General features: G+C 35.5%; 22 protein-coding genes. 16 read left to right on the forward strand and 6 right to left on the reverse strand.

Features of this window, described 5'->3' with window-relative positions:
- Positions 1-19: 19 nt before the first annotated feature.
- A complete protein-coding gene (locus ODQ17_RS14995; RefSeq protein WP_322904714.1) occupies positions 20-2,188 on the forward strand; it encodes a phosphocholine-specific phospholipase C in 2,169 nt (722 codons plus the stop codon).
- A 477-nt stretch (positions 2,189-2,665) separates the two neighbouring features.
- Positions 2,666-2,833 carry an ABZJ_00068 family colistin stress protein gene (locus tag ODQ17_RS15000; RefSeq protein ID WP_004640355.1) on the forward strand — a complete coding sequence of 56 codons (168 nt, stop codon included), beginning with the start codon at positions 2,666-2,668 and terminating at the stop codon, positions 2,831-2,833.
- Here ODQ17_RS15000 and nadC read toward each other — a convergent pair.
- Complete coding sequence (nadC, locus tag ODQ17_RS15005; protein ID WP_322904716.1) at positions 2,830-3,675, reverse strand: carboxylating nicotinate-nucleotide diphosphorylase; 846 nt, start codon at positions 3,673-3,675, stop codon at positions 2,830-2,832. The genes ODQ17_RS15000 and nadC overlap by 4 nt on opposite strands.
- 171 nt (positions 3,676-3,846) lie before the next feature.
- Between nadC and ampD the strand changes: the two genes are divergently transcribed.
- Positions 3,847-4,416 (forward strand): 1,6-anhydro-N-acetylmuramyl-L-alanine amidase AmpD, encoded by a 570-nt coding sequence (gene ampD, locus ODQ17_RS15010; RefSeq protein WP_322904718.1) that lies wholly within the window; start codon positions 3,847-3,849, stop codon positions 4,414-4,416.
- Between the two features lie 72 nt (positions 4,417-4,488).
- Positions 4,489-6,039, forward strand: coding sequence for a murein biosynthesis integral membrane protein MurJ (gene murJ, locus ODQ17_RS15015; protein ID WP_171056862.1), 1,551 nt, complete (start codon positions 4,489-4,491; stop codon positions 6,037-6,039).
- 47 nt (positions 6,040-6,086) lie between these two features.
- Here the strand turns inward: murJ and ODQ17_RS15020 are convergent, their stop codons facing one another.
- The 5 genes from ODQ17_RS15020 to ODQ17_RS15040 form a co-directional block, all read right to left on the reverse strand.
- The gene (locus ODQ17_RS15020) at positions 6,087-6,782 is read right to left on the reverse strand and encodes an FKBP-type peptidyl-prolyl cis-trans isomerase (protein ID WP_005308951.1); all 696 of its coding nucleotides are present in this window, start codon (positions 6,780-6,782) and stop codon (positions 6,087-6,089) included.
- Between the two features lie 49 nt (positions 6,783-6,831).
- Complete coding sequence (locus tag ODQ17_RS15025; RefSeq protein WP_005308954.1) at positions 6,832-7,557, reverse strand: FKBP-type peptidyl-prolyl cis-trans isomerase; 726 nt, start codon at positions 7,555-7,557, stop codon at positions 6,832-6,834.
- A 191-nt stretch (positions 7,558-7,748) separates the two neighbouring features.
- Positions 7,749-9,929: a polysaccharide biosynthesis tyrosine autokinase gene (locus tag ODQ17_RS15030; RefSeq protein WP_322904722.1), complete on the reverse strand. Its 2,181-nt coding sequence runs from the start codon at positions 9,927-9,929 to the stop codon at positions 7,749-7,751.
- An 11-nt stretch (positions 9,930-9,940) separates the two neighbouring features.
- Positions 9,941-10,375, reverse strand: coding sequence for a low molecular weight protein-tyrosine-phosphatase (locus ODQ17_RS15035; RefSeq protein WP_322904724.1), 435 nt, complete (start codon positions 10,373-10,375; stop codon positions 9,941-9,943).
- A gap of 5 nt (positions 10,376-10,380) precedes the next feature.
- Positions 10,381-11,466: a polysaccharide biosynthesis/export family protein gene (locus tag ODQ17_RS15040; RefSeq protein ID WP_322904726.1), complete on the reverse strand. Its 1,086-nt coding sequence runs from the start codon at positions 11,464-11,466 to the stop codon at positions 10,381-10,383.
- A gap of 363 nt (positions 11,467-11,829) precedes the next feature.
- On the opposite strand from ODQ17_RS15040, the gene tviB reads away from it, so the two are divergent.
- The 12 genes from tviB to ODQ17_RS15100 are packed head-to-tail and all read left to right on the forward strand — an operon-like array spanning position 11,830 to position 24,178.
- Entirely contained in the window at positions 11,830-13,125 is a 1,296-nt protein-coding gene (tviB, locus tag ODQ17_RS15045; RefSeq protein ID WP_322904728.1) for a Vi polysaccharide biosynthesis UDP-N-acetylglucosamine C-6 dehydrogenase TviB, read from the forward strand.
- A 32-nt stretch (positions 13,126-13,157) separates the two neighbouring features.
- On the forward strand, positions 13,158-14,108 hold the full coding sequence (locus tag ODQ17_RS15050) for a Gfo/Idh/MocA family protein (protein ID WP_263032640.1): 951 nt from the start codon (positions 13,158-13,160) through the stop codon (positions 14,106-14,108).
- A complete protein-coding gene (gene wbpD / locus ODQ17_RS15055; protein WP_151828241.1) occupies positions 14,105-14,683 on the forward strand; it encodes a UDP-2-acetamido-3-amino-2,3-dideoxy-D-glucuronate N-acetyltransferase in 579 nt (192 codons plus the stop codon). The genes ODQ17_RS15050 and wbpD overlap by 4 nt, the downstream gene beginning before the upstream one ends.
- A 1-nt stretch (position 14,684) precedes the next feature.
- Positions 14,685-15,764 (forward strand): DegT/DnrJ/EryC1/StrS family aminotransferase, encoded by a 1,080-nt coding sequence (locus ODQ17_RS15060; RefSeq protein ID WP_322904733.1) that lies wholly within the window; start codon positions 14,685-14,687, stop codon positions 15,762-15,764.
- Positions 15,765-15,768: 4 nt separating this feature from the next.
- Positions 15,769-16,884: a glycosyltransferase gene (locus ODQ17_RS15065; RefSeq protein WP_322904736.1), complete on the forward strand. Its 1,116-nt coding sequence runs from the start codon at positions 15,769-15,771 to the stop codon at positions 16,882-16,884.
- 12 nt (positions 16,885-16,896) lie between these two features.
- Positions 16,897-18,309 (forward strand): oligosaccharide flippase family protein, encoded by a 1,413-nt coding sequence (locus tag ODQ17_RS15070; protein WP_322904738.1) that lies wholly within the window; start codon positions 16,897-16,899, stop codon positions 18,307-18,309.
- Between the two features lies 1 nt (position 18,310).
- The gene (gene wecB, locus ODQ17_RS15075) at positions 18,311-19,381 is read left to right on the forward strand and encodes a non-hydrolyzing UDP-N-acetylglucosamine 2-epimerase (protein WP_322904740.1); all 1,071 of its coding nucleotides are present in this window, start codon (positions 18,311-18,313) and stop codon (positions 19,379-19,381) included.
- 23 nt (positions 19,382-19,404) lie between these two features.
- The gene (locus ODQ17_RS15080) at positions 19,405-20,682 is read left to right on the forward strand and encodes a hypothetical protein (RefSeq protein WP_322904742.1); all 1,278 of its coding nucleotides are present in this window, start codon (positions 19,405-19,407) and stop codon (positions 20,680-20,682) included.
- Positions 20,683-21,783 (forward strand): O-antigen ligase family protein, encoded by a 1,101-nt coding sequence (locus tag ODQ17_RS15085; protein ID WP_322904744.1) that lies wholly within the window; start codon positions 20,683-20,685, stop codon positions 21,781-21,783.
- Positions 21,783-22,913: a glycosyltransferase family 4 protein gene (locus ODQ17_RS15090; protein ID WP_322904745.1), complete on the forward strand. Its 1,131-nt coding sequence runs from the start codon at positions 21,783-21,785 to the stop codon at positions 22,911-22,913. The genes ODQ17_RS15085 and ODQ17_RS15090 overlap by 1 nt, the downstream gene beginning before the upstream one ends.
- Positions 22,914-23,522, forward strand: a complete 609-nt coding sequence (locus ODQ17_RS15095) for a sugar transferase (RefSeq protein ID WP_322904747.1) — start codon at positions 22,914-22,916, stop codon at positions 23,520-23,522.
- Positions 23,519-24,178: an acetyltransferase gene (locus ODQ17_RS15100; RefSeq protein ID WP_322904750.1), complete on the forward strand. Its 660-nt coding sequence runs from the start codon at positions 23,519-23,521 to the stop codon at positions 24,176-24,178. Before ODQ17_RS15095 ends, ODQ17_RS15100 begins: the two co-directional genes overlap by 4 nt.
- The last annotated feature ends 4 nt before the right edge of the window (positions 24,179-24,182 follow it).

Genomic DNA, 24,182 nt, shown 5'->3' on the forward strand with positions numbered 1-24,182 from the left:
AGAACTTAGGATAGAACTAATGAATCGTCGCGAATTTCTTTTAAATTCTACAAAAACCATGTTTGGGACCGCTGCTTTAGCGAGTTTCCCATTGAGTATTCAAAAAGCGCTGGCTATTGATGCCAAAGTTGAAAATGGAACTATTCAAGATGTTAAGCACATCGTGATTTTGACTCAGGAAAACCGCTCATTCGATAATTATTTTGGAACACTAAAAGGCGTGCGTGGTTTCGGTGACCGCTTTACTATTCCAATGACAGAAAGTCGAAAGGTTTGGGAGCAATACGATGCCAAGAAAAATAAAGTATTGCCGTACCATCTCGACAGCCGTATAGGAAATGCCCAGCGTGTTACTGGTACAAAGCATTCATGGTCAGATGGTCAAGCAGCTTGGGACAATGGTCGTATGAGTGATTGGGTGGCACACAAACAACCACAGTCGATGGGCTATTACAAAAAACAAGAAGTCGAATATCAATTTGCCTTAGCCAATGCTTTTACGATTTGTGATGCCTACCATTGTGCCATGCATGCGGGAACTAACCCGAACCGTAAATTTATCTGGACGGGAACCAATGGTCCTACAGGTGCAGGTGTGGCTAGTGTAGTAAATGAATTTGATGGGATTGGACCATCAACAGAAGGTTATGAATGGACGACTTATCCTGAGCGTTTACAGCAGGCTGGGGTGGTATGGAAAGTTTATCAAAATATGCCAGATAACTTTACAGATAACCCACTTGCAGGCTTTAAACAATATCGCCGTGCAAATGAACAATCGGGTCAGCCTGTCAGTAACGACACGCCAACATGCCCAGCATACGATGAAAAAATCGATGCGACTCAACCACTTTATAAAGGTATTGCCAATACCATGCCAGACGGTGGTTTTTTAGGAACTTTTAAAGCTGATATTGCACAAGGTAAATTGCCGCAAGTGAGTTGGTTAGTCGCTCCTGCAAATTATAGCGAACATCCCGGACCATCTAGTCCTGTGCAGGGCGCTTGGTATATGCAGGAAGTATTAAATGCATTAACTGAAAATCCTGAGTTGTGGAGCCAAACAGTTTTATTGGTGAACTTTGATGAGAATGATGGTTTCTTTGACCATATTCCTTCACCAAGTGCGCCGTCTAAAGATATCAAAGGTGTCGTATATGGAAAAACGACTCTAAGTGATCAGCAAGTATCTTATGAATATTTTAACCATCCAGCAGTAGCGACTTCAAAATCTCAACCCGCCACAGACGGGCGGGTGTATGGGCCGGGGGTACGCGTTCCTATGTATGTGATTTCACCGTGGAGCAGAGGGGGATGGGTGAATTCACAAGTCTTTGACCATACCTCTATTTTACAATTCTTAGAAAAACGTTTTGATGTGCAAGAGCCAAATATTAGTCCATATCGCCGTGCTGTGTGTGGTGATTTAACGACAGCTTTCGATTTTAAAACACCGAATACTTTGCCTGTCGCTGAACTAGAAGGAAAAAAAACAAAAGCTGAAGCTGATGCTATTCGTATTGCTCAAGAACTATTGCCGCAAGTTTCTGTTCCAAACCAACAGCAATTTCCTCAGCAGGAAATGGGAATTAGACCATCGCGTGCTTTACCTTATATTTTGCACACCAGTGCCAAAGTCGATGCAGCACAAAAGACTGTAAAGCTGATGTTCTCAAACACTGGTAAGCAGGCAGCTGTTTTTCATGTGTATAACCGATTAGATCTTACGGTAGCTCCTCGTCGCTATATGGTTGAGATGGGTAAACAGCTTGATGATGTGTGGAATGCTCCAACTGGTCAATATGACTTGTGGGTACTTGGACCAAATGGTTTCCACCGTGCGTTTAAGGGAGATTTGAGCCAAGCGAACCAGACTCAAGCATTGCCGGAAATTAGGGTGTGTGTTGAAGAGTGTGATGCAAATTTGTATTTGAAAGTTCGTCATGATGGTAATAAGTCAGTCAAGCTCACTGTCAAAGCAAATGCTTATCTTCCAAATAAGACGTGGACTATAGAAACGAATAGTTCTGAAAAAGAACTGGTTTGGGATATGTCTGAATTTGGTGGTTGGTATGATTTTACTGTGACTTTAGCTGATGATGCTACTTTCAGCCGCCGTTTTGCAGGACGTATTGAAACTCAAGAAGATTCAATTTCTGATCCGTATATGGGTTATGTAGAGTCTTAAGTTGCTGTAATAGATGAACGATTAAGCTGAAGTCTTAGATTGATAATTATTTTAAATTAGCTATCACGACGGAGTCTTATCGTTTATTCATCCAGTGGAAGTAGCTAATTTGTTACTTTGGTTTCGCCCAAAGTAAGGTACGTAATAAAGATTAATTAATCTTTATTACGTACCGAAGGGCAACGGCAGGCTTAATAACATTCTTGCGCTGCGACAAAGCTATAATCGCTTTGTCTTGCTCAGGTTGTAGATGACATCTCGCACAATCTAATGTTGGGAAATATAACTAAAGGATGGCACCTGTGACTGCCATAAATATTAGGTTTGACCATTCTATAAAATTTTTAAAGGTCACATTCTGCTTTATAGATGAATAATAAAAATAAAGACTTACCTTTTGTAACAGAATCTCCTAAGCCTCGTCATATTTATCTTTTACCTTGAAACCCTGATTTTTTAAAGTAATGGGGAAAATTTATGCTACAAGGTTTTATTGTATTATTAGCAGTAGTTACATTTGTTTTGATGGCTGCCGACCCACGAGATAACGGGGCACAAGCGACTCAGTCAGCATGGCAGAAAACACAAGCAGCAGACATGACCAAGTCGCAAAAAAATACGAATAACGATGTGGACTTTATTTAAGCATTAAAACGCATTGATAAATCAACAGCTCTAACGTCTTTGGTCAATACACCCATAGAAATGTAGTCAACACCAGTAGTGGCAACTTCGCGCAAGTTTTCAATCGTGATATTGCCTGATGCTTCGAGTTTACAACGGTCTGCAACATGTTTTACAGCATCAATCATTTGCTGTTGACTGAAGTTGTCGAGCATAACAATGTCTGCACCAGCTTCAAGCGCTTGATTTAGCTCATCCCAAGTTTCAACTTCAACTTCAACAGGTTTACCCGGTGCAATTTGATGTGCTTTTGCAATTGCTTGAGCAATTCCGCCCGCTGCCATAATATGGTTTTCTTTAATTAAGAAGGCATCAAATAAACCGAGACGATGGTTCTGTCCGCCACCAATAGCCACAGCATATTTCTGTGCAATACGTAAGCCTGGTAAGGTTTTACGCGTATCGAGAAGTTTTGTATTTAAACCTTCAAGATGTTGAACATATTCAGCAGTTTTTGTTGCAACAGCAGACAAAGTTTGAATAAAGTTTAAAGCAGGGCGCTCTACAGTAAGTAAGCTACGTGCAGAACCTGCAAGTTTTAAAAAGGCTTCATTTGCAGCAACACGGTCACCTTCTTGTTTTAACCAAGTTACCTGTACAGTGTTGTCGTAAGCTGAGATGAGTGCATTGACCCAAGGCTGGCCAGCTAAAACCATATCTTCACGGCTAATAATGGTCGCGGTTGCCTGCTCATCTTCAGGTGTGAGCATCGCGGTAATGTCACCGTCCCCAATATCTTCTTGTAATGCTTGTTGAATATTGATTTGAATTGATTGTTCAAGCAAAGACTGAGGTATGCTCATACGGTTTCCATTTTGTAGATGACCCTAAAACTTGCGATATATTAGCACCGTCGACTTTAAAAATAAGCTGTTTTATGAGATTAATCGCGATAAACAATCGCATTTACTGCTTTGAAAAGTAGATAACTGCTTTAAACTAAAACAATTGGCAAGCAATTTATTGGCATCTCAATGAAGCAAATTACACCGTATGAAGTTATAGATGGACAATTAAAAGGGGCGAGACAAATCCCTTCTCCAAATTTTAACCAGCGGCCGACTGGTACCGAAATTCAAATGATCGTCGTTCATAATATTAGCTTGCCACCGTCTCAATTCGGAGGTGGATATATTGAGCAGTTTTTTCAAAATAAATTAGATTGGTCAGTGCATCCTTATTTCCAGACCATTGAAGGCATGCAAGTTTCTACACATCTGTTAATTTTACGAACAGGTGAAGTCCTACAGTTTGTTAATTTTAATGATCGGGCATGGCATGCAGGACGTTCGAGCTATTTAGCCAAAGTAGAATGCAATGATTATTCAATTGGGATAGAACTTGAAGGAAGTGATGATTTACCTTTTGACGAAGTGCAATACGAAGTATTAACTGATGTGGTTAAGGCTATTCGTCAGGCTTATCCCGAAATTAAAAACCATATAGCAGGGCATTCGGACATTGCGCCAGGCCGAAAAACCGATCCGGGACCTTATTTTAAATGGCAGTACTTTAGACAACTGTTAGTTCAGAAAAAAAGTTGAGTTCATTCATCATTTCACAACGAAAAGATTTTCTAGTTTCATTACAATAGCGTCTTTCGAATATAGCTGTAGGTGAGTACGATGGCATTGTGGCGATCGACTTTTATTGTCAGTGCAATGACGATGTTGTCACGAGTGTTAGGGCTCGTACGTGACGTCGTATTGCTCAACGTGTTTGGTGCAGGTAAAGATTTTGATACCTTCGTCGTCGCTTTTCGTATTCCCAACTTCTTTCGACGATTGTTTGCCGAAGGGGCCTTTTCTCAGGCCTTTATTCCAGTATTAACTGAATATAAAACAGGTCGAGCCCACGCTGAAGTACAGATCTTGATTAGTCGAGTATTTGGTTGCTTGCTAACAGTGATGACCTTACTGACTTTTGTGGCTATGGTTTTAGCACCCGCGATCATTTATATGTACGCACCGGGTTTCCATAGTGATCCTGAAAAGTTCGATTTAGCAGTCAGCATGTTCCGCCTGACCATCCCTTATTTATTATTTATGTCACTAACTGCTTTTGCTAGCAGTATTTTAAATAGTTATGGTTCGTTTGCTTCACCAGCTTTTTCACCCGTTTTACTAAATGTCGCGATGATCGCAGGTGCATGGTGGCTTACGCCGTATATGGCTGAACCCATCAAAGCCTTAGGTTGGTCAGTGGTCGTGGCAGGGATATTACAGTTAGCTATACAAATTCCTGAATTGTGGCGTAAAAACCTACTGATTCCACCTAAAGTTGATTTTAAACATGAAGGTGTAGAACGTATTTTAAAATTAATGCTTCCAGCATTATTTGGGGTATCTGTTACCCAGATTAACCTGTTATTAAATACGATTTGGGCCTCTTTCATGCAAGATGGTTCAGTGTCTTGGCTCTATAGTGCAGAGCGTATGACTGAGTTGCCGTTAGGTTTAATTGGTGTTGCGATTGGTACAGTGATTTTACCTTCACTTTCTGCCCGTCATGCAGAACAAGATCAAGCAAAGTTCCGCGGTATGATCGACTGGGCTGCAAAAATTATTGTATTAGTTGGCTTACCAGCAAGTATTGCTTTATTTATGCTTTCTACACCGATTATTCAGGCATTATTCCAGCGTGGAGAATTTGATCTACGTGATACACAAATGACAGCGCTTGCACTGCAATGTATGAGTGCAGGCGTGATTGCGTTTATGCTGATTAAAGTCTTTGCACCTGGTTTTTATGCACAGCAAGATACTAAAACACCAGTACGTGTCGGTTTAATGTCGGTTGCAGCCAATGCTATTTTAAACGTTGTATTTATTGGTTTCTTTAAGCTAATTGATTGGCATGCAGAACATATGGCACTTGCATTGGCATCTTCAGGCTCGGCTTTGGTAAATGCGGGTCTACTCTACTTCTATTTACATAAACGTAATATTTTCCGATTTGATTCGCATTGGAAAAAATTAGGGCTTCAATATGGTTTGGCGAACCTTGCCATGATTGCAGCACTTTGGTTTGCATTAAATTGGTATAACGGCGAGCTTTCACAGTGGTTGCGTATTGCCGAAGTAGTGGGATTGTGTGTCGTCGGCGTAGTTGCTTATCTGGTCGTTTTAATCATTACTGGTTTTCGTCCTAGAGACTTAAAACACTAAAATAAAAAAGCGATCTTAAATGATCGCTTTTTTTATATCTAATGAATTTATTTTGGCAAAACTTGTAGTAATTCAATATCAAAAATTAAAGTGCTATTTGGACCGATCGTGTCACCAGCACCGACTTCACCATAAGCAAGATTGGCAGGAATAAAGAAACGGGTTTTTCCGCCTTCTTTCATGGTTTGTAGACCTTCTGTCCAACCTGCAATGACTTGGCTGAGCTGAAACTCAACTGGATGATTACGAGCAATAGAACTATCAAATACGGTTCCATCTAGTAAACGACCTTCATAATTCACTTTAACGCGAGAGGTAGCTTTCGGTTTTTGTCCATTACCTTCTTTTAACACTTGGTATTGGAGACCAGATTTAGTCGTTATCACACCAGATTTTTTTGCATTATCAGCAAGAAATGCTGCGCCTGCTTGAGCGTTTAGTTGACCTGTTTTTTGAAATTCGACGAGTTGTTTGGCTTCTAATGTTTTCTTATAGTCATTAATCGCTTTCGCCATTTCTTCATCAGTTAAGCGTGCTGTTTTACTTTGAGCGCCTTCTTGGAGACCTTGGTAAAAAATATCAAGATTCAGATCTGTTAGCGCATCCGTATTATTACGACCCATTAAATAGCCATAACTATAACTAAATTGTTCTTTTGCTGGACTTTTATTCGTTATAGGAGTTGCAGCAAAAACAGATAAACTCATTGTTGATGCTGCAATCATTAAACCGATTTTTTTCATGCTGTTTTCCAAAAAAAAGGAGAGTAGTGTTCTACTCTCCTGAATGTTTTTATTTCACTGAAATAAGTTCTACATCAAAAATCAGTGTACTGTTTGCTGGAATGCCAGGAACTTCCTGAGGACCATAGGCAAGATTTGATGGAATGAAGAAAGTCGCTTTACCGCCTTCTTTCATTAATTGGAGTCCCTCAGTCCAGCCTGGAATAACTTGATTAAGAGGGAACTCAACTGGCTCACCGCGTTTATAAGAACTATCAAAAACCTGACCGTTAATTAAACGACCTTCATAATGTACTTTAACAACTGACTGAGCTGTTGGCTGTTTGCCAGTACCTTCTTTAGTAATGATATATTGCAAGCCAGAAGCTGTTGTTTTTACGCCAGCTTTTGATTTATTTTCTGCAAGGAATTGCACATCTGCAGATTCAGGAGTAGCACCAGCAGCTTGCTCCGGTTTATTTTGTTGTTGCATTTTTTGCTGTAATTCTTTTTCATAAGCTGTTACAGCAGCTTTTAACTCTTCTTGAGTATAAGCGCTTGGTTGCTTGCTACGAGCATCATGAATCCCTTTCACAAATGCTTTTGTATCTAGCTCAGGTGGAGTTTGCTGAGCAACTTCATATCCAAGAACATAACTGATTTTTTCAATTGGAGAGGCATTTTTATTTGCCTTGCTTCCGACTTCTGTGGTCGGATGTTGGCTTGCATAATATACTGGTACAAGTGCAGCACCGCCTAAAACTACAGCGACAGCAATGGGTAAGGCTTTACTCATAAAAGGTTCCAAAAATAATCATTTGAGTCTAAAAGGCTGCTTTTGATCTTAGCATGCTTAAGCATAGAATGTTTAAGAAAAAAAACGAGTGGTTTTTTATATATTTTAGTTAGTTTTAGTAGGGATATACTTAAAAAAATCTTAAATAAAAAAACCGGATCATTTGATCCGGTTCTCTTATCACTTTACGATTAATCTTCTTTTTGTGCTTTATAAGCATAGGCATAGTTATAACCATAACCGTAGCCTGCGCTAGCACGTTGAATGTCATTGAGAATAAAGCCATTGACTTTAACACCCGCTTGTTCAAAGCGATTAAGTGTTAATTCGAGCTCTTTCATTTGTGATTTAGCATAACGGGCAACAATTAAGTTCACACCAGTATATTGCGAAATAATAATACCATCGGTTACTGCCAGCACTGGCGGAGTATCAATAATGATATGGTCATATTGGCTTTGTAGCTGTTCAAGTAATTCTTTAAATTGGTTTGAGCTTAAAATCTCTGAAGGATTTGTTGGACTCTTACCACGCGTAATTACATCAAGGTTGGTAACTTGAGTTTTGTGCAAAACTTGTTGTAGATCAGCTTGTCCACTTAATAATTCAGAAAGACCTGGCTTAACATCAATATCAAAGTATTTATGCATATAACCACGACGCATATCGGCATCAATCAGTAATACACGTTTATCACCTTGTGCAAAAATTGTTGCTAGATTTGTCGAAATAAATGATTTACCCACTTCAGGTGAAGGGCCTGCAATCATAATGATATTATTTTTCGCACTCGCTAATGCAAAGTGAATTGCAGTACGGATACTACGTAAGCTCTCAATTGCAATATCATCACTATTTTTAACAGCAAGAATAGGAATGTTTTTCTTTTTCTTTAAAATTTTAACGCGACTTTCTTGAATTGGAGAGCGTGGTACAGTCGCATAAACTGGTAAATCCAATTCATTTTCAATTTGGCTAGAATCTTTAATTCCCGTACGTAACATATTACGTAATAAGGCAAATAATATACCAATAAACGCGCCAATAAATATTGATAAGATAAGAACTAGAAATTTTTGTGGTTTAATTGGAGCAATAGGTTCAACAGCTGTATCAACAATACGCACATTACCAATTTCTCCTGCTTTAGCAATACGAAGTTGTTGATAAGAGTTTAATAAAGCTGTATAGAGCTGAGTTTTAACTTCTACTTCACGATAGAGTTGCAAATATTGGCGTTGTACATCCGGTAATTGTTTTAAAGTATTATTCAATTCACCAATTTGTTTGTTAATAGCAGTAATCTGGCCATTAATTTCACGCATTGCTGGATGCTCTGCAGTGTATTTAGATGCCATTTCAGCTTGTTTTTGTTCAAGCTCCGCTTTTCGAGTTTCTAAAGTAATACTTTGAGTTAGATACAACTCAGATTCTTTGGTTACATCAACTGTATTATATTGTTGACGGAACTTATTAAATTGACGTTCAGCATCGTCTAATTGCTTTTTTAAGTCAGGAAGTTGTTCATCCAGAAACTTTAAAGTTTGGGTTGTTTCTGTTGTTCTTCGCTCGATATTTTGTGCACTATAAGCTGTTAAAATTGCATTTAAGACTTGAGTGATATGTTCCTTGTCTTGGCCTTGATAATTTAGACCAAGAATGCCTGTTTGTTTTCCTTTTTCAGCAACTGAATAATTTGAACTTATTGCATTTACTGCTGCGGGTAAGGAAAGATTTCTAATATTATAAGTTGCATCAAATTGATCTTTGGTAAAGATAGCAACTTTCCAAGTTCCATGAGGGCCTGAAACTTGGTTTAACTGATTAAGTGGTACAGTTAAAATGGTTTGTTCTGTGTTCGGGTCACTTAAACGTAAAGACTGTTTATCAAAATTTAGAAGTAAATTTTTATCTAAATAGTATGGTGGAATTTCAAACTGGCGAATTTCAAATTTTTTTATTCCATCTTTAAAGGTAACAGATTTATTATATTCTGTTTTGTATTGAGGATTAGTCAATAAACGATGGGTTAAGGTGTTTTCTTTACTAGAGACCTGAATATTCAGATGCAAATCTTTAATGACAGAGCCTAAAACCAAACGAGACTTCAGAATTTCAATTTCTGCTTGCGCGGGTGACTTTTGTTCCATCATGTTAGATAGATCACCCAATAATGCGGCAGAAGCTCCTTTGCTGTCTTCTACTTGAACCAAAGCATCAACTGAGTAAATATCTGGTGTTGCACGTAAATAGAGCAAAGCACATACCAAACTCAAAATAGTACATAAAGCAACAAGTTTCCATTGTGCGATCAATGAGAAAAACAATTCTTTTAAATCAATTGTATCTTCAGTATTAGTTTTTTGGTTCATAAGCTTAAAATCTAAACGTTAAAATGAGATTTCCAGTCAGCCGCGCATTGCTGAATGAGTTGGCAAGTTTCATCAAAAAAAGCTTGATCATGCTGGTAGGGGTCAGGCACATTTTTGTTTTGCCAGTGACCCAATCGATAGATTTTACCTTTTGCAAAGGGCCATGTTTGTTCAATATGTTTTTGTTGGTTATGACTCATAACCAAAATCAGATCAGCTTTTTTAAGATGTTCAGCACTAAGTTTGCGTGCAATATGTGGTTGAATATCAATACCTAAGCGTTGCATACATAGCTGTGCTTTATTATCTGCCTGATGCCCTACGAGTCCTGATATACCAGCTGATTCAATATTTAACTGTGGATGTTGCTGTTTTAAGAGATACTCTGCCATAGGACTTCGACAGATATTTCCTATGCAAACTACGAGAATATTTTTAAAGTGCATATAAACTATTGTCCCAAACGATCAAAACTATAAATTGCATTTGAGAAAGGAACAATTTGATTAATAATACGTTGCCAACGAGTCAAGCCTGTAGCATCAACGTAGACAATATCATTGCTGCGCAATTTAAATTGATTGGCCAAACCAAAGTCGCCAATACTCATTAAATTTAAATGGTAGAGTTCAGTTGTACGATCATTTGGATTGGTACGTAAAACATAAATACGGCTAGCGCTAGCAGATAATGGATTTATACCTAAACTTTCACCTAATGCATCAGTTAAAGTCATGCCTTGATCACGCATAGGAATTGCCTGATTTTTGCCAGCTTCACCCATCACATAAATTTTTTGATTTTCTCGATTGCTTACATAAATCGTATCATTAGACTGTACCAATAGCTTATGTAATGAATAACCAGCTTTTTCTAAATCAATCGTATTTAAATTATAGGTTCGACCATTTCGAATAAGTTGAATGTACGTGTTGTCTCCAGATGTAGATACACCACCAGCCATACCAAGTGCTGTGTAAATACTTACAGGGTGATCACTTAAATAAAATTGTCCACCTTTAGTGACGTTACCTTGAACAGAGTAACGTTGACCTTCATAAGACAGTACACGTACGACCACATCTGGTGTTTTTAAAAATTGAGAATATTTATTACGTAATTCTCTATTAATTTGAGCTAATGTTTTTCCTGCAGCTTTGTACCTTTCAACTAAAGGTAGTTGAATATAACCATCCTGATCGATAGTGTAACCATTAACTTTCGGATCGGTAGAAGTATTGCCAGAAATTTCAGGATAAGCCCAAAGTTGAATGGATAATATATCACCTGCACTTAAACGATAAACAGGATTCTGATTTTTAAATAAGGTCGCATAGTCATGTTGATAGTCAACTTGAGCAGGTTGAATCGCTGGTAAAGTTTCTTGAGAAATTTTAACTACATTAACTGTAGTTCCGAGGTCTGTTTTATAAATACCTTCATTCGGAACATCGTAAGTTTGTAAACCAGAAGTTACTGCACAGCTGGCAGCACTCAAACTTAAGGCAAGAACAGAAAAAAACTGGCAATACTTCACACGCAACCCTTTGTGTATTTATCTTTAATTGATATTGTCCACTGCATAGTAACAAGTGTCTATTAAACGCAGAATGAATGGATTCTAGCCTAAAAAAAATGAAAAAACATAGAAAAAACGTATAGCTTTGTATGTTTAGTTTATCTACATACTTTATTTTTGCCAAAAAATAATTAATCCCCTATTTTTTGATCACTAATTTATTTAGTTTTTAAGGCGAAAAGGCATCGTATTGTAAACACTTTTATACAATTGCAATACGGAGAATAGAAAAAAACTGATATAGTTACGCTCGACGATATCCAGTTAACATGCAACATATATTTAATATATACAATCTTGTAAGGAAAAAGGCTAACTTTTATGCAACTTGCCGATTTAAGAATAGCGATTATAGGTTTAGGATATGTAGGCTTGCCATTGGCAGTTGAGTTTGGGAAAAAAGGATCAGTAATTGGGTTTGATATTAATCAGAGTCGTATTAATGAATTAAAGAGTGGTCAAGATCATACTCTAGAAGTTTCTCCAGAAGAACTTAAAAAATCAGAACAATTAAGTTTTAGTGCAAATTTAGATGATTTAAAAGAAAGTAATTTTTTTATCGTAACGGTTCCTACTCCTGTAGATCAGGTGAATCGTCCTGATTTAACCCCCTTAAAAAAAGCAAGTGAAACTGTTGGATATGCTTTAAAGAAAGGCGATATTGTAGTTTATGAATCTACAGTATATCCAGGGGCAACTGAGGAAGTATGTATTCCAATATTAGAAAAGATATCTGGTCTTAAATTTAATCAAGATTTCTTTGCTGGTTATAGCCCTGAACGTATTAATCCAGGCGACAAAGTTAATACGCTAACCAAAATTAAAAAAATTACCAGTGGCAGTACACCAGAGGTAGCAAATACTGTAGATGCAGTATATGCCAGCATTATTACTGCTGGTACACATAAAGCATCTAGTATTAAAGTGGCTGAGGCCGCAAAAGTCATTGAAAACACGCAACGTGATTTAAATATTGCTTTAGTGAATGAGCTTTCTGTAATTTTTGATCGTATCGGTATCGACACTTTAGATGTCTTGGAAGCAGCAGGTAGTAAATGGAACTTTTTACCATTCCGTCCTGGTTTGGTAGGTGGACACTGTATTGGTGTCGACCCTTATTACTTGACGCATAAAGCAGAAGAAGTTGGTTACCATCCTCAAGTAATTCTTGCCGGTCGTCGTATTAATGACAATATGGCACGTTATGTTGCTCGTAACACGATTAAGCTTATGCTTCAAAATGGAATTGATGTGCCTCGTGCAAAAGTTGGTGTACTTGGGGTGACGTTTAAAGAAAATTGTCCTGATATTCGTAATAGTAAAGTAGCTGATCTCATTAAAGAATTAGAGTTCTGGGGAGCTCAGGTTGTAGTTGTGGATCCGTGGGCGGATGCTGATGAAGTTAGACATGAATATGGTATTGAACTTGGAAAGGTTGATGCTCAAAACCCTGTTGACAGTGTAATTGTTGCAGTAGGACATAATGAATTCCGTTCACTTTCTGCAAATGAGTTACGCAGTTATATGAATTGTGAAAAGCCAGTTTTAGCTGATGTTAAGAGTCTTTTTGACCGTACTGAAATGTCAGATGCAGGCTTTACTGTATTCCGTCTCTAAGTTTATCTTATTATTAAATTGAAGTTTTGATCATGAAAAAATTTGCACTTATTGGTGCTGCTGGTTATATCGCACCACGTCATTTAAAAGCTATTAAAGAAACTGGTAATACCTTAGCTGTTGCTATGGACGTAAATGACTCAGTCGGGATTATGGATAGCCATTTTCCAGAAGCAGAGTTTTTTACCGAGTTTGAAGAATTTGAAGCTTATGTAGAAGACCAAAAACTAAAAGGTGAAAAGCTAGATTATGTGGCGATCTGCTCACCGAACTATCTTCATGCACCACATATGAAATATGCTTTGAAAAATGGTATTGAGGTCATTTGCGAAAAACCATTAGTGCTTAATTCAGAAGACTTAAATATGCTTTCTGAATATGAAAAGCAATATGGTGCTAAAGTAAACTCAATTTTACAATTACGTTTACACCCTTCAATTATTGCGCTGCGCGATAAAGTTCAAGCTGCGCCAGCAGATAAGATATTTGATGTTGACCTTACCTATTTAACTTCTCGTGGTAAATGGTATCTAAAATCATGGAAAGGGGTAGACAATAAATCAGGTGGCGTAGCAACTAATATTGGTGTGCACTTTTACGATATGCTGCATTTTATTTTTGGCAAAATTGTTAAAAATGAAGTGCATTTCCGCGATGAAAAAACCGCTTCAGGTTATTTGGAATATGAGCGTGCACGTGTACGTTGGTTCTTATCAATTGATGCGAATAACCTTCCAGAAAATGCGGTACAAGGTGAAAAGCTGACCTATCGTAGTATTACTATTGAGAATGAAGAGCTAGAATTCTCAGGTGGTTTTACTGATTTACATACACAAAGTTATCAGCGTGTATTGGAAGGCAAAGGTTACGGTGTTGAAGAAAATCGTGCAGCGATTGAGACAGTTGAAGTAATTCGTGTTTCTCCAATTGTTGAAAACCCAGAAAACCCACATCCACTATTGGCAAAGGTGAAAAAAGCATGAGCTTTTATCAACATGAAACTGCCATAGTAGATGATGGCGCACAAATTGGTGATGATTCGCGTGTTTGGCATTTTGTTCATGTCTGCGGCGGAGCCAAAATTGGTAAAGGTGTATCTTTAGGTCAAAATGTCTTTGTTGGTAACCGAGTTGTGATTGGCGACCATTGTAAAGTCCAAAATAATGTATCCGTTTACGATAATGTATTTTTGGAAGAGGGTGTATTTTGTGGCCCAAGTATGGTCTTTACGAATGTGTATAACCCGCGTTCTTTGATAGAGCGTAAAGATCAATATCGTGACACTTTAGTAAAAAAGGGTGCCACGCTAGGGGCAAACTGTACGATTGTTTGTGGTGTAACTATCGGAGCTTATGCTTTTGTTGGTGCTGGTGCTGTAGTTAATAAAGATGTACCTGCGTATGCACTTATGGTAGGTGTACCTGCTAAACAAATTGGCTGGATGAGTGAGTTTGGTGAGCAAATTGATTTGCCTTTACAGGGACAAGCCCAAGCTATCTGTTCTCATACTGGAGCAGTTTATCAACTCGATGGAACGACACTGACAAAGCAGGGTTAATATGATTGACTTTATTGATTTAAAAGCACAACAAAATCGAATTAAAGATAAAATTGATGTGGGTATTCAAAATGTTTTGACTCATGGTCAATATATTTTAGGTCCAGAAGTAACCGAATTGGAAGAAAAGCTAGCTGCCTATGTGGGGGCTAAGCACTGCATTACTTGCGCAAATGGTACAGATGCCTTGCAAATTGCACAAATGGCTTTTGGCATTGGGCCTGGTGATGAAGTGATTACTCCGGGTTTTACTTATATTGCTACTGCTGAAACAGTTGCACTCTTAGGTGCAAAGCCTGTCTATGTGGATGTAAATCCGAAGACATATAATTTAGACGTTGAAAAACTAGAGGTAGCAATTACTCCTAGGACTAAGGCTATTATTCCTGTAAGTTTATATGGTCAGTGTGCAGACTTTGATGCAATCAATGCGATTGCTACAAAATATGGCATTCCTGTAATTGAGGACGCTGCGCAAAGTTTTGGTGCAACCTATAAAGGCCGTAAAAGCTGTAACCTAAGTACAGTTGCTTGTACGAGCTTCTTCCCAAGTAAGCCATTAGGTTGCTATGGAGATGGTGGTGCTATTTTTACCAATGATGATGAACTAGCTAAAGTGATTCGTCAGATTGCAAGGCATGGTCAAGATAAGCGTTACCACCATATTCGTGTGGGTGTGAACAGTCGTTTAGATACCTTACAAGCAGCTATTTTGTTACCAAAATTAGAAATTTTGGATGACGAAATGCAAGCACGTCAAAGAGTAGCAGAGATCTATAATCAACTATTTGATGAAGCAGGTATTAATACCACCCCATTTATTGAGTCATATAATACTAGTGCATGGGCGCAATACACGATTCAGGTGGATGGCCGTGCAGAAGTTCAAGAAAAACTAAAAGCTCAAGGTATTCCTACAGCTGTGCATTATCCAATTCCTTTGAATAAACAGCCGGCGGTGGCTGATGTAGGTGTAATGCTTCCAGTCGGTGATGCGATTGCGGAAAGAGTGATGAGTTTGCCTATGCATCCTTATTTAAGTATAGATGCGCAGAAAAAAATTATTACAGCATTAGGGTAAGATAATGAGAAAAATGCTTGTTATTGGAGATGGAGATTCGGTTTTTGTTAAGGACTTCATTAACCAATATCATAAAGAAGGAGTGATCGTAGACCTGATTTCTTATGGAAAAAGTGGTAAAAATGAGACTGTTAGGTTACAAAAAAATTTTCAGATTAAATTAGGTTTTAACTTTTCTGCAGTTAAAAACTTTTTTGAATTTAGAAATAATATTATTGATAAAATGGATGATGACTATGATGTAGTGGTCATTCATTTTGTTTATTTCTTTTTAGCTCCTCATATATTTAAAATAAAAAATAAAACTAAAAAAATTGTAGCAGTAATATGGGGAAGTGATTTTTATAGAGTCACTTCAAAAGTGAAAATATTTTTACAAGACATTATTTATAAAAATGCAGATAATATTGTTTTTACAAATCCAAAAACTAAAGAACTTTTTTCTGAAAAGAAAAAATATATTAAAACAAAGCTAAATGTCGCTAGATTTGGTTTGCCAGTACTAGATGAAATTGATAATTTAAGACGAAATGATTATGGTCAGTTTTGTAATAGCTTTGGTTTGCCGATAGATAAAATAAAAATTATGGTAGGCTATAATGCTAATCTTGCACACCAGCAATTGTTAATTCTTAATCAAATTATTCTATTTAATGAAAGTATATTAGAAAAAATTCATTTAATTTTTCCAATGGGCTATGGAAATAATGAAAGTAGAGTTTTGATAGAAGAAATTTTGAAAAAGAATAAAAATATTCAATATTCAATATTGGAAAAATTCTACAATTTTAATGAAGCTGCAAAGTTGAGATTGGTCACTGATATTTTAATTAATATTCAACCTACAGATCAATTTAGTGGTTCAATGCAAGAAACCTTATATGCAGGAGGATGGGTGCTAACAGGAAATTGGCTTCCTTATGATGCTTTATTACAATTTGAACCTAAAATGGTTCTAATTAATGAAAAGGAGGAGGTTGGTAAGGCTTTAGCTCATTTAATAGAAAGTAATTGTAAAAGTTCTTTAGAAAATACTGAATCTATAAAAGCATATATTAGAAATGAATCAAGTTGGGAAAAAAATTTCTCTACTTGGTATGACATTACTTTTAAAGATTAATTGTAGAAGAATATGGATACCAAAAAGTTAATAGGCTATGCAGTTGGTCCAATAGGTTCCAGTATTTTAGGCTTTATAACTTTGCCAATTATCACATGGTTTTATTCAGTTGAAGACGTTGGCCGAGTTTCAATGCTTCAAGTTTTTACTAGTTTTTTTATTTTATTGTTTTGCTTAGGCTTAGATCAGGCTTATGTAAGAGAGTTTCATAGCACAAAAGAAAAAGCACAGTTGTTTAAAACTACATTATTACCAGGATTGTTATTAAGTGTTTTATCCTTAATAGTAGTTTTATCTTACGATTCTACTATTATTGCTTTATGGTTATATGATATTCCTGATACGTATTTAAGTATAATAACTATTATTTGTTTTGTTATTGCTCTTGTTTCAAGGTTTCTATCTTTAATTATTCGTATGCAAGAAAGAGCATTAGCTTTTTCGATGAGTCAATTGCTCCCTAAGATATTATTTTTATTTTTTATTCTTTTTACGGTCTGGCTACAGTTTTCTCGCGATACATACAACTTGCTTACTGCAAATGCATTATCAATAGTTTTTGCTTTCTTAATTTTTTCATGGAATACAAGAGCTGATTTAATTGCCACTTTTAAATATAAAATTGAAAAAGGGCAGTTAAGACAAGTGCTTGCTTTTGGATTGCCTTTAGTTGTAGGTGGTTTAGCTGCATGGGGGCTAAATGTAATGGATAAGCTCTTTTTAAGAGCTATGTCTAATTATACAGAACTAGGCATCTACTCCGTTGCAATGAGTATTGCTGCAGTTGCAGCTATACTCTCTGGTATTTTTAATACAATTTGGTCACCTATGGTGTTTAAATGGGAAAGTGAAAATTCAGTAGACCTAAAAAAAATAGATAATATTTCTGAAATTATATTGGTAATTATTTATTTTCTAATTGTATTGTCTGGATTATTTTCTTGGATTATTCCTTATCTACTCCCTAAACAATATTCAATTATTCAGTTTTTAGTTACTACGTGTTTACTTGGCCCTTTGTTTTACACTCTTTCAGAGACTACAGCTGTAGGTATTGCCCTAACTCGAAAAACTAAATTATCAATGTTGGCATCGGTTGGAGCAATGTTAATTAATCTTTTAGGAAATTATTTATTGGTGCCGAAGTATGGCGCTATAGGTGCTACAGCTTCAACTGCTTTTGCATTTTGGTGTTTTTTTATTTTAAGGACAGAATTCTCAAAATTAGTATGGCGTAAGATTCCAGTCTTAAAAAGTTATACAGTTGTCACTATTTTAATGGTTTCTTCAATATATAGCATGTTTTGTTTAAAAGAAAATTATCTAGTATTTCTTTTAATATGGGTTTTGTTATTAATAGCAGGTTTCTTTATTTTTTTTAATACACTTAAGAAATTTTTAGTGCAAATTAAACAAGGTTTTTAATATGAAAATTTTAACAGTATTAGGTGCAAGACCTCAATTTATTAAAGCAGCAGCTTTTTCTAGAGTTATAGCTGATTATGATGGACTGCAGGAAGTGATTGTGCATACTGGTCAACATTATGATCAAAATATGTCCGATATTTTTTTTGAAGAAATGGGTATTCCTTTACCTAAGTATAAATTACAAACCGGTGGAAAGACCCATGGAGCGATGACTGGTCAGCAATTAGAGAAAATTGAAGAAATCTTATTGGAAGAAAAACCTGATTTAGTGTTAGTTTATGGTGATACAAATTCTACTTTAGCCGGTGCTTTATCAGCTGTAAAACTTCATATTCCTATTGCGCATATTGAAGCTGGTTTACGTTCTTTTAACAGAAAAATGCCAGAAGAAATTAATAGAATTTTAACTGATCAAGTGAGTGATTGTTTGTTTGTCCCAAGTTTAGGAGCAAAAAATAATTTATTACATGAAGGTGTGGATGAGAATAAAATTTTTATAGTAGGGGATATTATGTATGATGTATCACTTTATTATAAAGAAAGAATGGTAAAACCAAATTGGTTTGATGCACTTAATTTAAATAATTTTATATTATGTACAATTCATCGTGCAGAAAACACTGATGATGAGCTTAAACTTTTAAATATATTTAAAGGATTAGGTTCTTCCAATAAAAATATAATATTACCTTTGCATCCTAGAACTGTTAATAAAATTAGAGAACATAATATTACTGTGCCAAATAATATTAGGATTGTAGACCCTGTGGGCTATCTTGAAATGGTATGGTTAGAAGTAAATAGCGATCTTATTGTTACAGATTCTGGGGGCGTGCAAAAAGAAGCATATTTTCATAGTAAATATTGTATCACTTTACGTGAAGAAACCGAATGGGTAGAATTAGTTGAACATGGATTTAATAAATTAGTTGGTTATGATGCCAAACTTATTGTTGATGGAATTAATGTCTCCGATTCCCAAAAAATAGAAAGCTCGGGCATTTATGGAGATGGGAAAACTGCTAAAAAAATACTAGATATTATTGTATCTACTTTTAACCATCAATAAAATTAGCAATAGGCAATTCAGGCATGAAAATTTTAATCGCTGCGCATGATATCGCTCCTTTAGATTTGATTTCTTCACAAAGAATAAATCATTTTATCGATTTTTTTTCAGAAAAGGGTTATCAAGTTGATGTGCTTACATCAAAAAAACGTGAAATAGATGGACCTCTTAAAGATTTTGATAAATATCGAGAATTAAAAGAAAAAGCTAATTTTATTGAGATACCAAGTACTTTGATTAATAAGGAATTACCTGTTATTCAAGAAAAAAAGGGAATTATTGGCAATAAAAATAATAAAAAGAGGGAGTTTTTAAAAAAAATTAAAGCTACTCTAGTGAAGTTTACTGGGCAATTGTTAGATTATCGAACTTTATGGGCCTATAATTCAATCCAATATTTAAAAACCTCTAATGTTCAATATGATGTATTGATTACATCTAGTTTACCTCCATGTGTAAATTGGCTAGGTTGGTATATTAAGTCTCAAAATAAAGATTGTCTATGGATAGCAGATTTTAGAGATTTATGGACACTTAATCATTTAGTAGAATATAATTTTTTTTCAAAAAGAATTGATAGTTTCTTTGAGAAAAAATTTCTTTCAAAAGCAGATGTAATTACTACAGTTTCAAATGATTTATCTGAGCAAATGAAAAACTTTCATAAAAAGAATGTACTCATTGTTCGAAATGGTTTTATTCCCACAGAATTTTCTTCTATTGTAAAAAATGAAGTTTTTTTTCAAGATAAAACTAAAATACATATTGTATATGCGGGAAATATTTATAAGGGTAGAAGAGACCCAACTGAGCTTTTATTATTAATTAATCAATCAAATTTAAGTGATAAAGTTAATCTTCATTTTTTTGGACATTATTTGGCTAATTTGGAGGAGATTGTTAAAGCAAATAATGCGGAAAAATATTGCTCATTTCACGCTCCATTGCCACGTAATGAAATGTTAGGTGTTTTAAAGGCAAGTAATTTTAATTTATTTTTAGAATCTGCTGAACCAGATGCAAAAGGTGTAATGCCGGGGAAAATATTTGAATTAATTGGATTAGGTAACCCAATAATAACCATTGGGCCCAGAGAGGATTTTGAATCTGTACAATTGATAAAGAGTTCAGGATTATTTGTTAATTTACTAGATTTTATTGAAACATTGAAAATGAACGAAATGTATTTTTCTAATTCCAAAGATCAAGCTTTTCTAGAAAAAATTGCTGGTAGAGATGAGCAGGTCAATAAAATTCATCAATTTGTCGAGCAAAAGCGTTTGAGTAAAATAGGTACTTAAATGGAAAAATTTTCTAAAATTTTCCTAATACTAGGAATTTTTACTACACCTTTTTACATATTTTCAAGTGGAAGCCTGCAGCCTTCGCACTTTTTCTTACTTTTATTTGTCTTTTTTTTCTTAATATATAAGAAAGGCTTTTATGTTGATCGTAAATTATTTTTATTAACGATGCCTTTTTTTGTATATGTGCTTATAGTGAATTTAGTGTATTCATTATATTATCAAGATACAAGTTTTTTTAGTTATCCTTTAAATTTAACTTTTGATTTATTAATAATGTTCTCATTAGTTTCTTTTTTAAATAATGAAAATATTAATTTAGTAAAAAAAATTCCATATTTTGTTTTTTTCATTTTAATTATGTTGTTTTTGTTGTGGCTTTTGGGTTTCGGTGAGTATAAGTTTTACCCTCGCTATAATGGATATTTTAATGATCCAAATCAAATGGCTTTCTTTGTTTTATGTGTTACTACGATAGCATGCCTATATATAAAAAATATCTATTTATTTTCTTTGACTTTGTTTTTTGCACTTGCATTAATACTTTTTACTCAATCTCGCTCTGCTATTTTGGGTGTTTTTATGCTGGTTTCTAGTTTATTGTTTTTGTATTGGCGCGGAAATAAAAACTCAGTTTTAGTTTTTATGAGCTTGGTGCTTGTTGTTTCTTTAGTTTTAATGATTTCTTCCGAGTATTTATTACATATTAGTTATATTCAATCTGTTGTTGAGAGATTTTCTGAAGCTGATATCGGCGAGCAGTCGGACGTACGCGGCTACACACGTATTCTTAACTTTAAAGAATATCTACTATTTGGTGCTGGGCAAGGGTTGGATATGAGATTCAACTCTCCGGTTGAAATTCATTCAACTTGGGCAGGTATCTTTTTTTATTACGGTATAATTGGTATATCTTTATTCTTGTTTTTTTTAATAAATATTTTTAAAAATTTAAATATTTATCAAAAAATACTATTTTTAGTGCCCTTAATGTATAGTTTCTCAACTTTTGGTGCACGGACAGTAATTTTCTGGATTTTATTAGCTTGTTTTTATCAGATGTCTCTACTGAATAAATATAAAAAGGGGTCAATATAATGCAGATTGTTTTAATAGGTACCGTAGCTAGTAGTTTTTATGGCTTTCGGGCAGACTTAATTCGCGAATTATATAAAAAAGGTCATATTGTATATGCCTTTACCTCAGAATATACAGATACTGATTTACGGAAGATAAAAAGCTTAGGGGCTATTCCTGTAACCTATGATTTAAATAGAGGTGGGCTAAATCCATTAGCAGATATTAAAGCCACCTATCTGCTGGCAAAGAAAATTAAAGAAATTTCGCCAGATCTAGTATTTTCTTATTTTACTAAACCTGTAATTTTTGGAACTTTAGCCGCTAAGTGGGCGAAAGTAACTAAAATTGTTGGTATGTTAGAAGGTCTGGGTTATACGTTTACTGATCAACCTGAAGGTTTGTTACCTAAAACTAAACTTATACGTAATCTTCAGATATTTTTATATAGAATTGCTTTTCCTTATCTAGATCAGCTTATTTTTCTTAATCCCGATGATCCTGTGGATCTTTTAGAAAAATACAACCTTCATGTAAAAGCAGTTAATATTTTAGGTGGAATTGGTTTAAATTTAGAAAATTATCCTTATAGACCTATTTCTAAACTACCAGTCAACCTTAATTTTTTATTTATAGGTCGTTTATTAAAAGAGAAGGGTATTCATGATTTTATTGCAGCTATTAAACTGGTAAAACATAAATATCCTAATACTACATTTACTGTATTAGGTGCTGTTGATAAAAGTAATTTAGGGGCTTTATCTGAAGATGAAGTTAGTAATTTAAAACAAGTTGGAATAATTGAATATCCTGGACATGTTAACAATATTCAGGAGTGGATTGTAAAAAGCGATGTTTTTGTTTTGCCATCTTATCGTGAAGGTGTGCCAAGAAGCACACAAGAGGCGATGGCAATCGGACGAGCAGTAATTACTACTGATGTACCAGGCTGTCGCGAAACGGTTATAGATGGAGTTAATGGTTTTATTGTACCTCGATGGAACCCTGAAAAGTTAGCTGAGAAAATGATTTACTTCATTGAACATCCTGAAAAAATCCAAGTAATGGGTGAAGCTAGTCATAAAATAGCAATCGAAAAATTTGATGCTAATAAAGTGAATCAAAAACTGATGGATATCTTAGGACTATAAATGTTAAAACGTTTTGTGGATATTATTATTGCAACTATTGCCTTAATTCTACTCTCACCATTATATTTCTATGTTGCTTATAAGGTAAAAAAGAATTTAGGTTCTCCAGTCTTGTTTCGCCAAGTTCGTCCAGGTTTAAATGGTGAGCCATTTGAAATGATTAAGTTTCGAACTATGAAAGATTCAACAGATGCTCAGGGGAATCCTTTACCAGACAGTGAGCGTTTAACCCCCTTTGGTAAAATGTTACGTTCCACAAGCCTTGATGAAATGCCTGAGCTTTGGAATGTAATCAAAGGTGATATGAGTATTGTTGGTCCCAGACCCTTACTGATGGAATACTTGCCGCTTTATAATGAAGAACAGGCAAAGCGTCATGATGTGCGTCCAGGAATGACTGGTCATGCTCAGGTTAATGGGCGTAATGCAATTAGTTGGGATGAAAAGTTTAAGCTTGATACGTGGTACGTTGAAAATAGATCACTTTGGCTAGATTTTAAAATTATGCTACAGACCGTTAAGAAAGTACTTGCTAAAGATGATATCAATGAAGCTGGTGAGGCTACTATGACGAAGTTTACAGGTGCAAAGTCGGAAGCAGATAAATGAATAACCAGGTCTATGCTATTTATGGTGCTTCGGGTTGTGGCCGTAGTTTGATGCCTGTTGCAAGACAACAGCTTCAACGTCATGGTATTGCGGCTGAGATTTATTTTATTGATGATAGTTTACAAGAAGAAAAGGTAGTAAATGGCCATAGAGCTTTAAACTATCAATCTTTTAAATCAATAGATTGCTCTTATAAATACGTCTTAATTGCGATTGCAAATAGTCAGATTCGTGAAAAAATCGCAAATCGGTTGGTTGCTGATGGTATTAAACTTTGGTCTGTACAAGCTGATAACACAGTAATCATGGATAATGTTGAAATGAGTGAAGGTGCAGCCTTAAGTCCTTTCGTTTCAATTACATCAAACATAAAAATTGGTAAATGTTTTCATGCTAATTTATACAGCTATGTTGAGCATGACTGTGTGATTGGCGACTATGTAACTTTTGCACCAGGTGTTAAATGTAATGGCAACATTCATATTGAAGATCATGCCTACATTGGTGCTGGAGCATCCATAAAGCAAGGGACACCCGATAAACCTTTAGTGATTGGTAAGGGTGCTATTGTTGGTATGGGTGCAGTAGTAACTAAAAGTGTACCAGCAGGTGTAACTGTTGTCGGTAACCCTGCAAGAATTTTAGAAAGAAAGTAAGACA

This window comes from Acinetobacter sp. IRS14, from assembly GCF_034650275.1.
GTDB lineage: Bacteria > Pseudomonadota > Gammaproteobacteria > Pseudomonadales > Moraxellaceae > Acinetobacter > Acinetobacter oleivorans.

Bases quoted from the DNA above. Each gene is read 5' to 3' on its own strand.
- ODQ17_RS14995 (WP_322904714.1), top strand. From the start codon at position 20: ATGAATCGTCGCGAATTTCTTTTAAATTCTACAAAAACCATGTTTGGG.
- ODQ17_RS15000 (WP_004640355.1), top strand. From the start codon at position 2,666: ATGCTACAAGGTTTTATTGTATTATTAGCAGTAGTTACATTTGTTTTG.
- nadC (WP_322904716.1), bottom strand. From the start codon at position 3,675: ATGAGCATACCTCAGTCTTTGCTTGAACAATCAATTCAAATCAATATT.
- ampD (WP_322904718.1), top strand. From the start codon at position 3,847: ATGAAGCAAATTACACCGTATGAAGTTATAGATGGACAATTAAAAGGG.
- ODQ17_RS15020 (WP_005308951.1), bottom strand. From the start codon at position 6,782: ATGAAAAAAATCGGTTTAATGATTGCAGCATCAACAATGAGTTTATCT.
- ODQ17_RS15025 (WP_005308954.1), bottom strand. From the start codon at position 7,557: ATGAGTAAAGCCTTACCCATTGCTGTCGCTGTAGTTTTAGGCGGTGCT.
- ODQ17_RS15030 (WP_322904722.1), bottom strand. From the start codon at position 9,929: ATGAACCAAAAAACTAATACTGAAGATACAATTGATTTAAAAGAATTG.
- ODQ17_RS15035 (WP_322904724.1), bottom strand. From the start codon at position 10,375: ATGCACTTTAAAAATATTCTCGTAGTTTGCATAGGAAATATCTGTCGA.
- tviB (WP_322904728.1), top strand. From the start codon at position 11,830: ATGCAACTTGCCGATTTAAGAATAGCGATTATAGGTTTAGGATATGTA.
- ODQ17_RS15050 (WP_263032640.1), top strand. From the start codon at position 13,158: ATGAAAAAATTTGCACTTATTGGTGCTGCTGGTTATATCGCACCACGT.
- wbpD (WP_151828241.1), top strand. From the start codon at position 14,105: ATGAGCTTTTATCAACATGAAACTGCCATAGTAGATGATGGCGCACAA.
- ODQ17_RS15060 (WP_322904733.1), top strand. From the start codon at position 14,685: ATGATTGACTTTATTGATTTAAAAGCACAACAAAATCGAATTAAAGAT.
- ODQ17_RS15065 (WP_322904736.1), top strand. From the start codon at position 15,769: ATGAGAAAAATGCTTGTTATTGGAGATGGAGATTCGGTTTTTGTTAAG.
- ODQ17_RS15070 (WP_322904738.1), top strand. From the start codon at position 16,897: ATGGATACCAAAAAGTTAATAGGCTATGCAGTTGGTCCAATAGGTTCC.
- wecB (WP_322904740.1), top strand. From the start codon at position 18,311: ATGAAAATTTTAACAGTATTAGGTGCAAGACCTCAATTTATTAAAGCA.
- ODQ17_RS15080 (WP_322904742.1), top strand. From the start codon at position 19,405: ATGAAAATTTTAATCGCTGCGCATGATATCGCTCCTTTAGATTTGATT.
- ODQ17_RS15085 (WP_322904744.1), top strand. From the start codon at position 20,683: ATGGAAAAATTTTCTAAAATTTTCCTAATACTAGGAATTTTTACTACA.
- ODQ17_RS15090 (WP_322904745.1), top strand. From the start codon at position 21,783: ATGCAGATTGTTTTAATAGGTACCGTAGCTAGTAGTTTTTATGGCTTT.
- ODQ17_RS15095 (WP_322904747.1), top strand. From the start codon at position 22,914: ATGTTAAAACGTTTTGTGGATATTATTATTGCAACTATTGCCTTAATT.
- ODQ17_RS15100 (WP_322904750.1), top strand. From the start codon at position 23,519: ATGAATAACCAGGTCTATGCTATTTATGGTGCTTCGGGTTGTGGCCGT.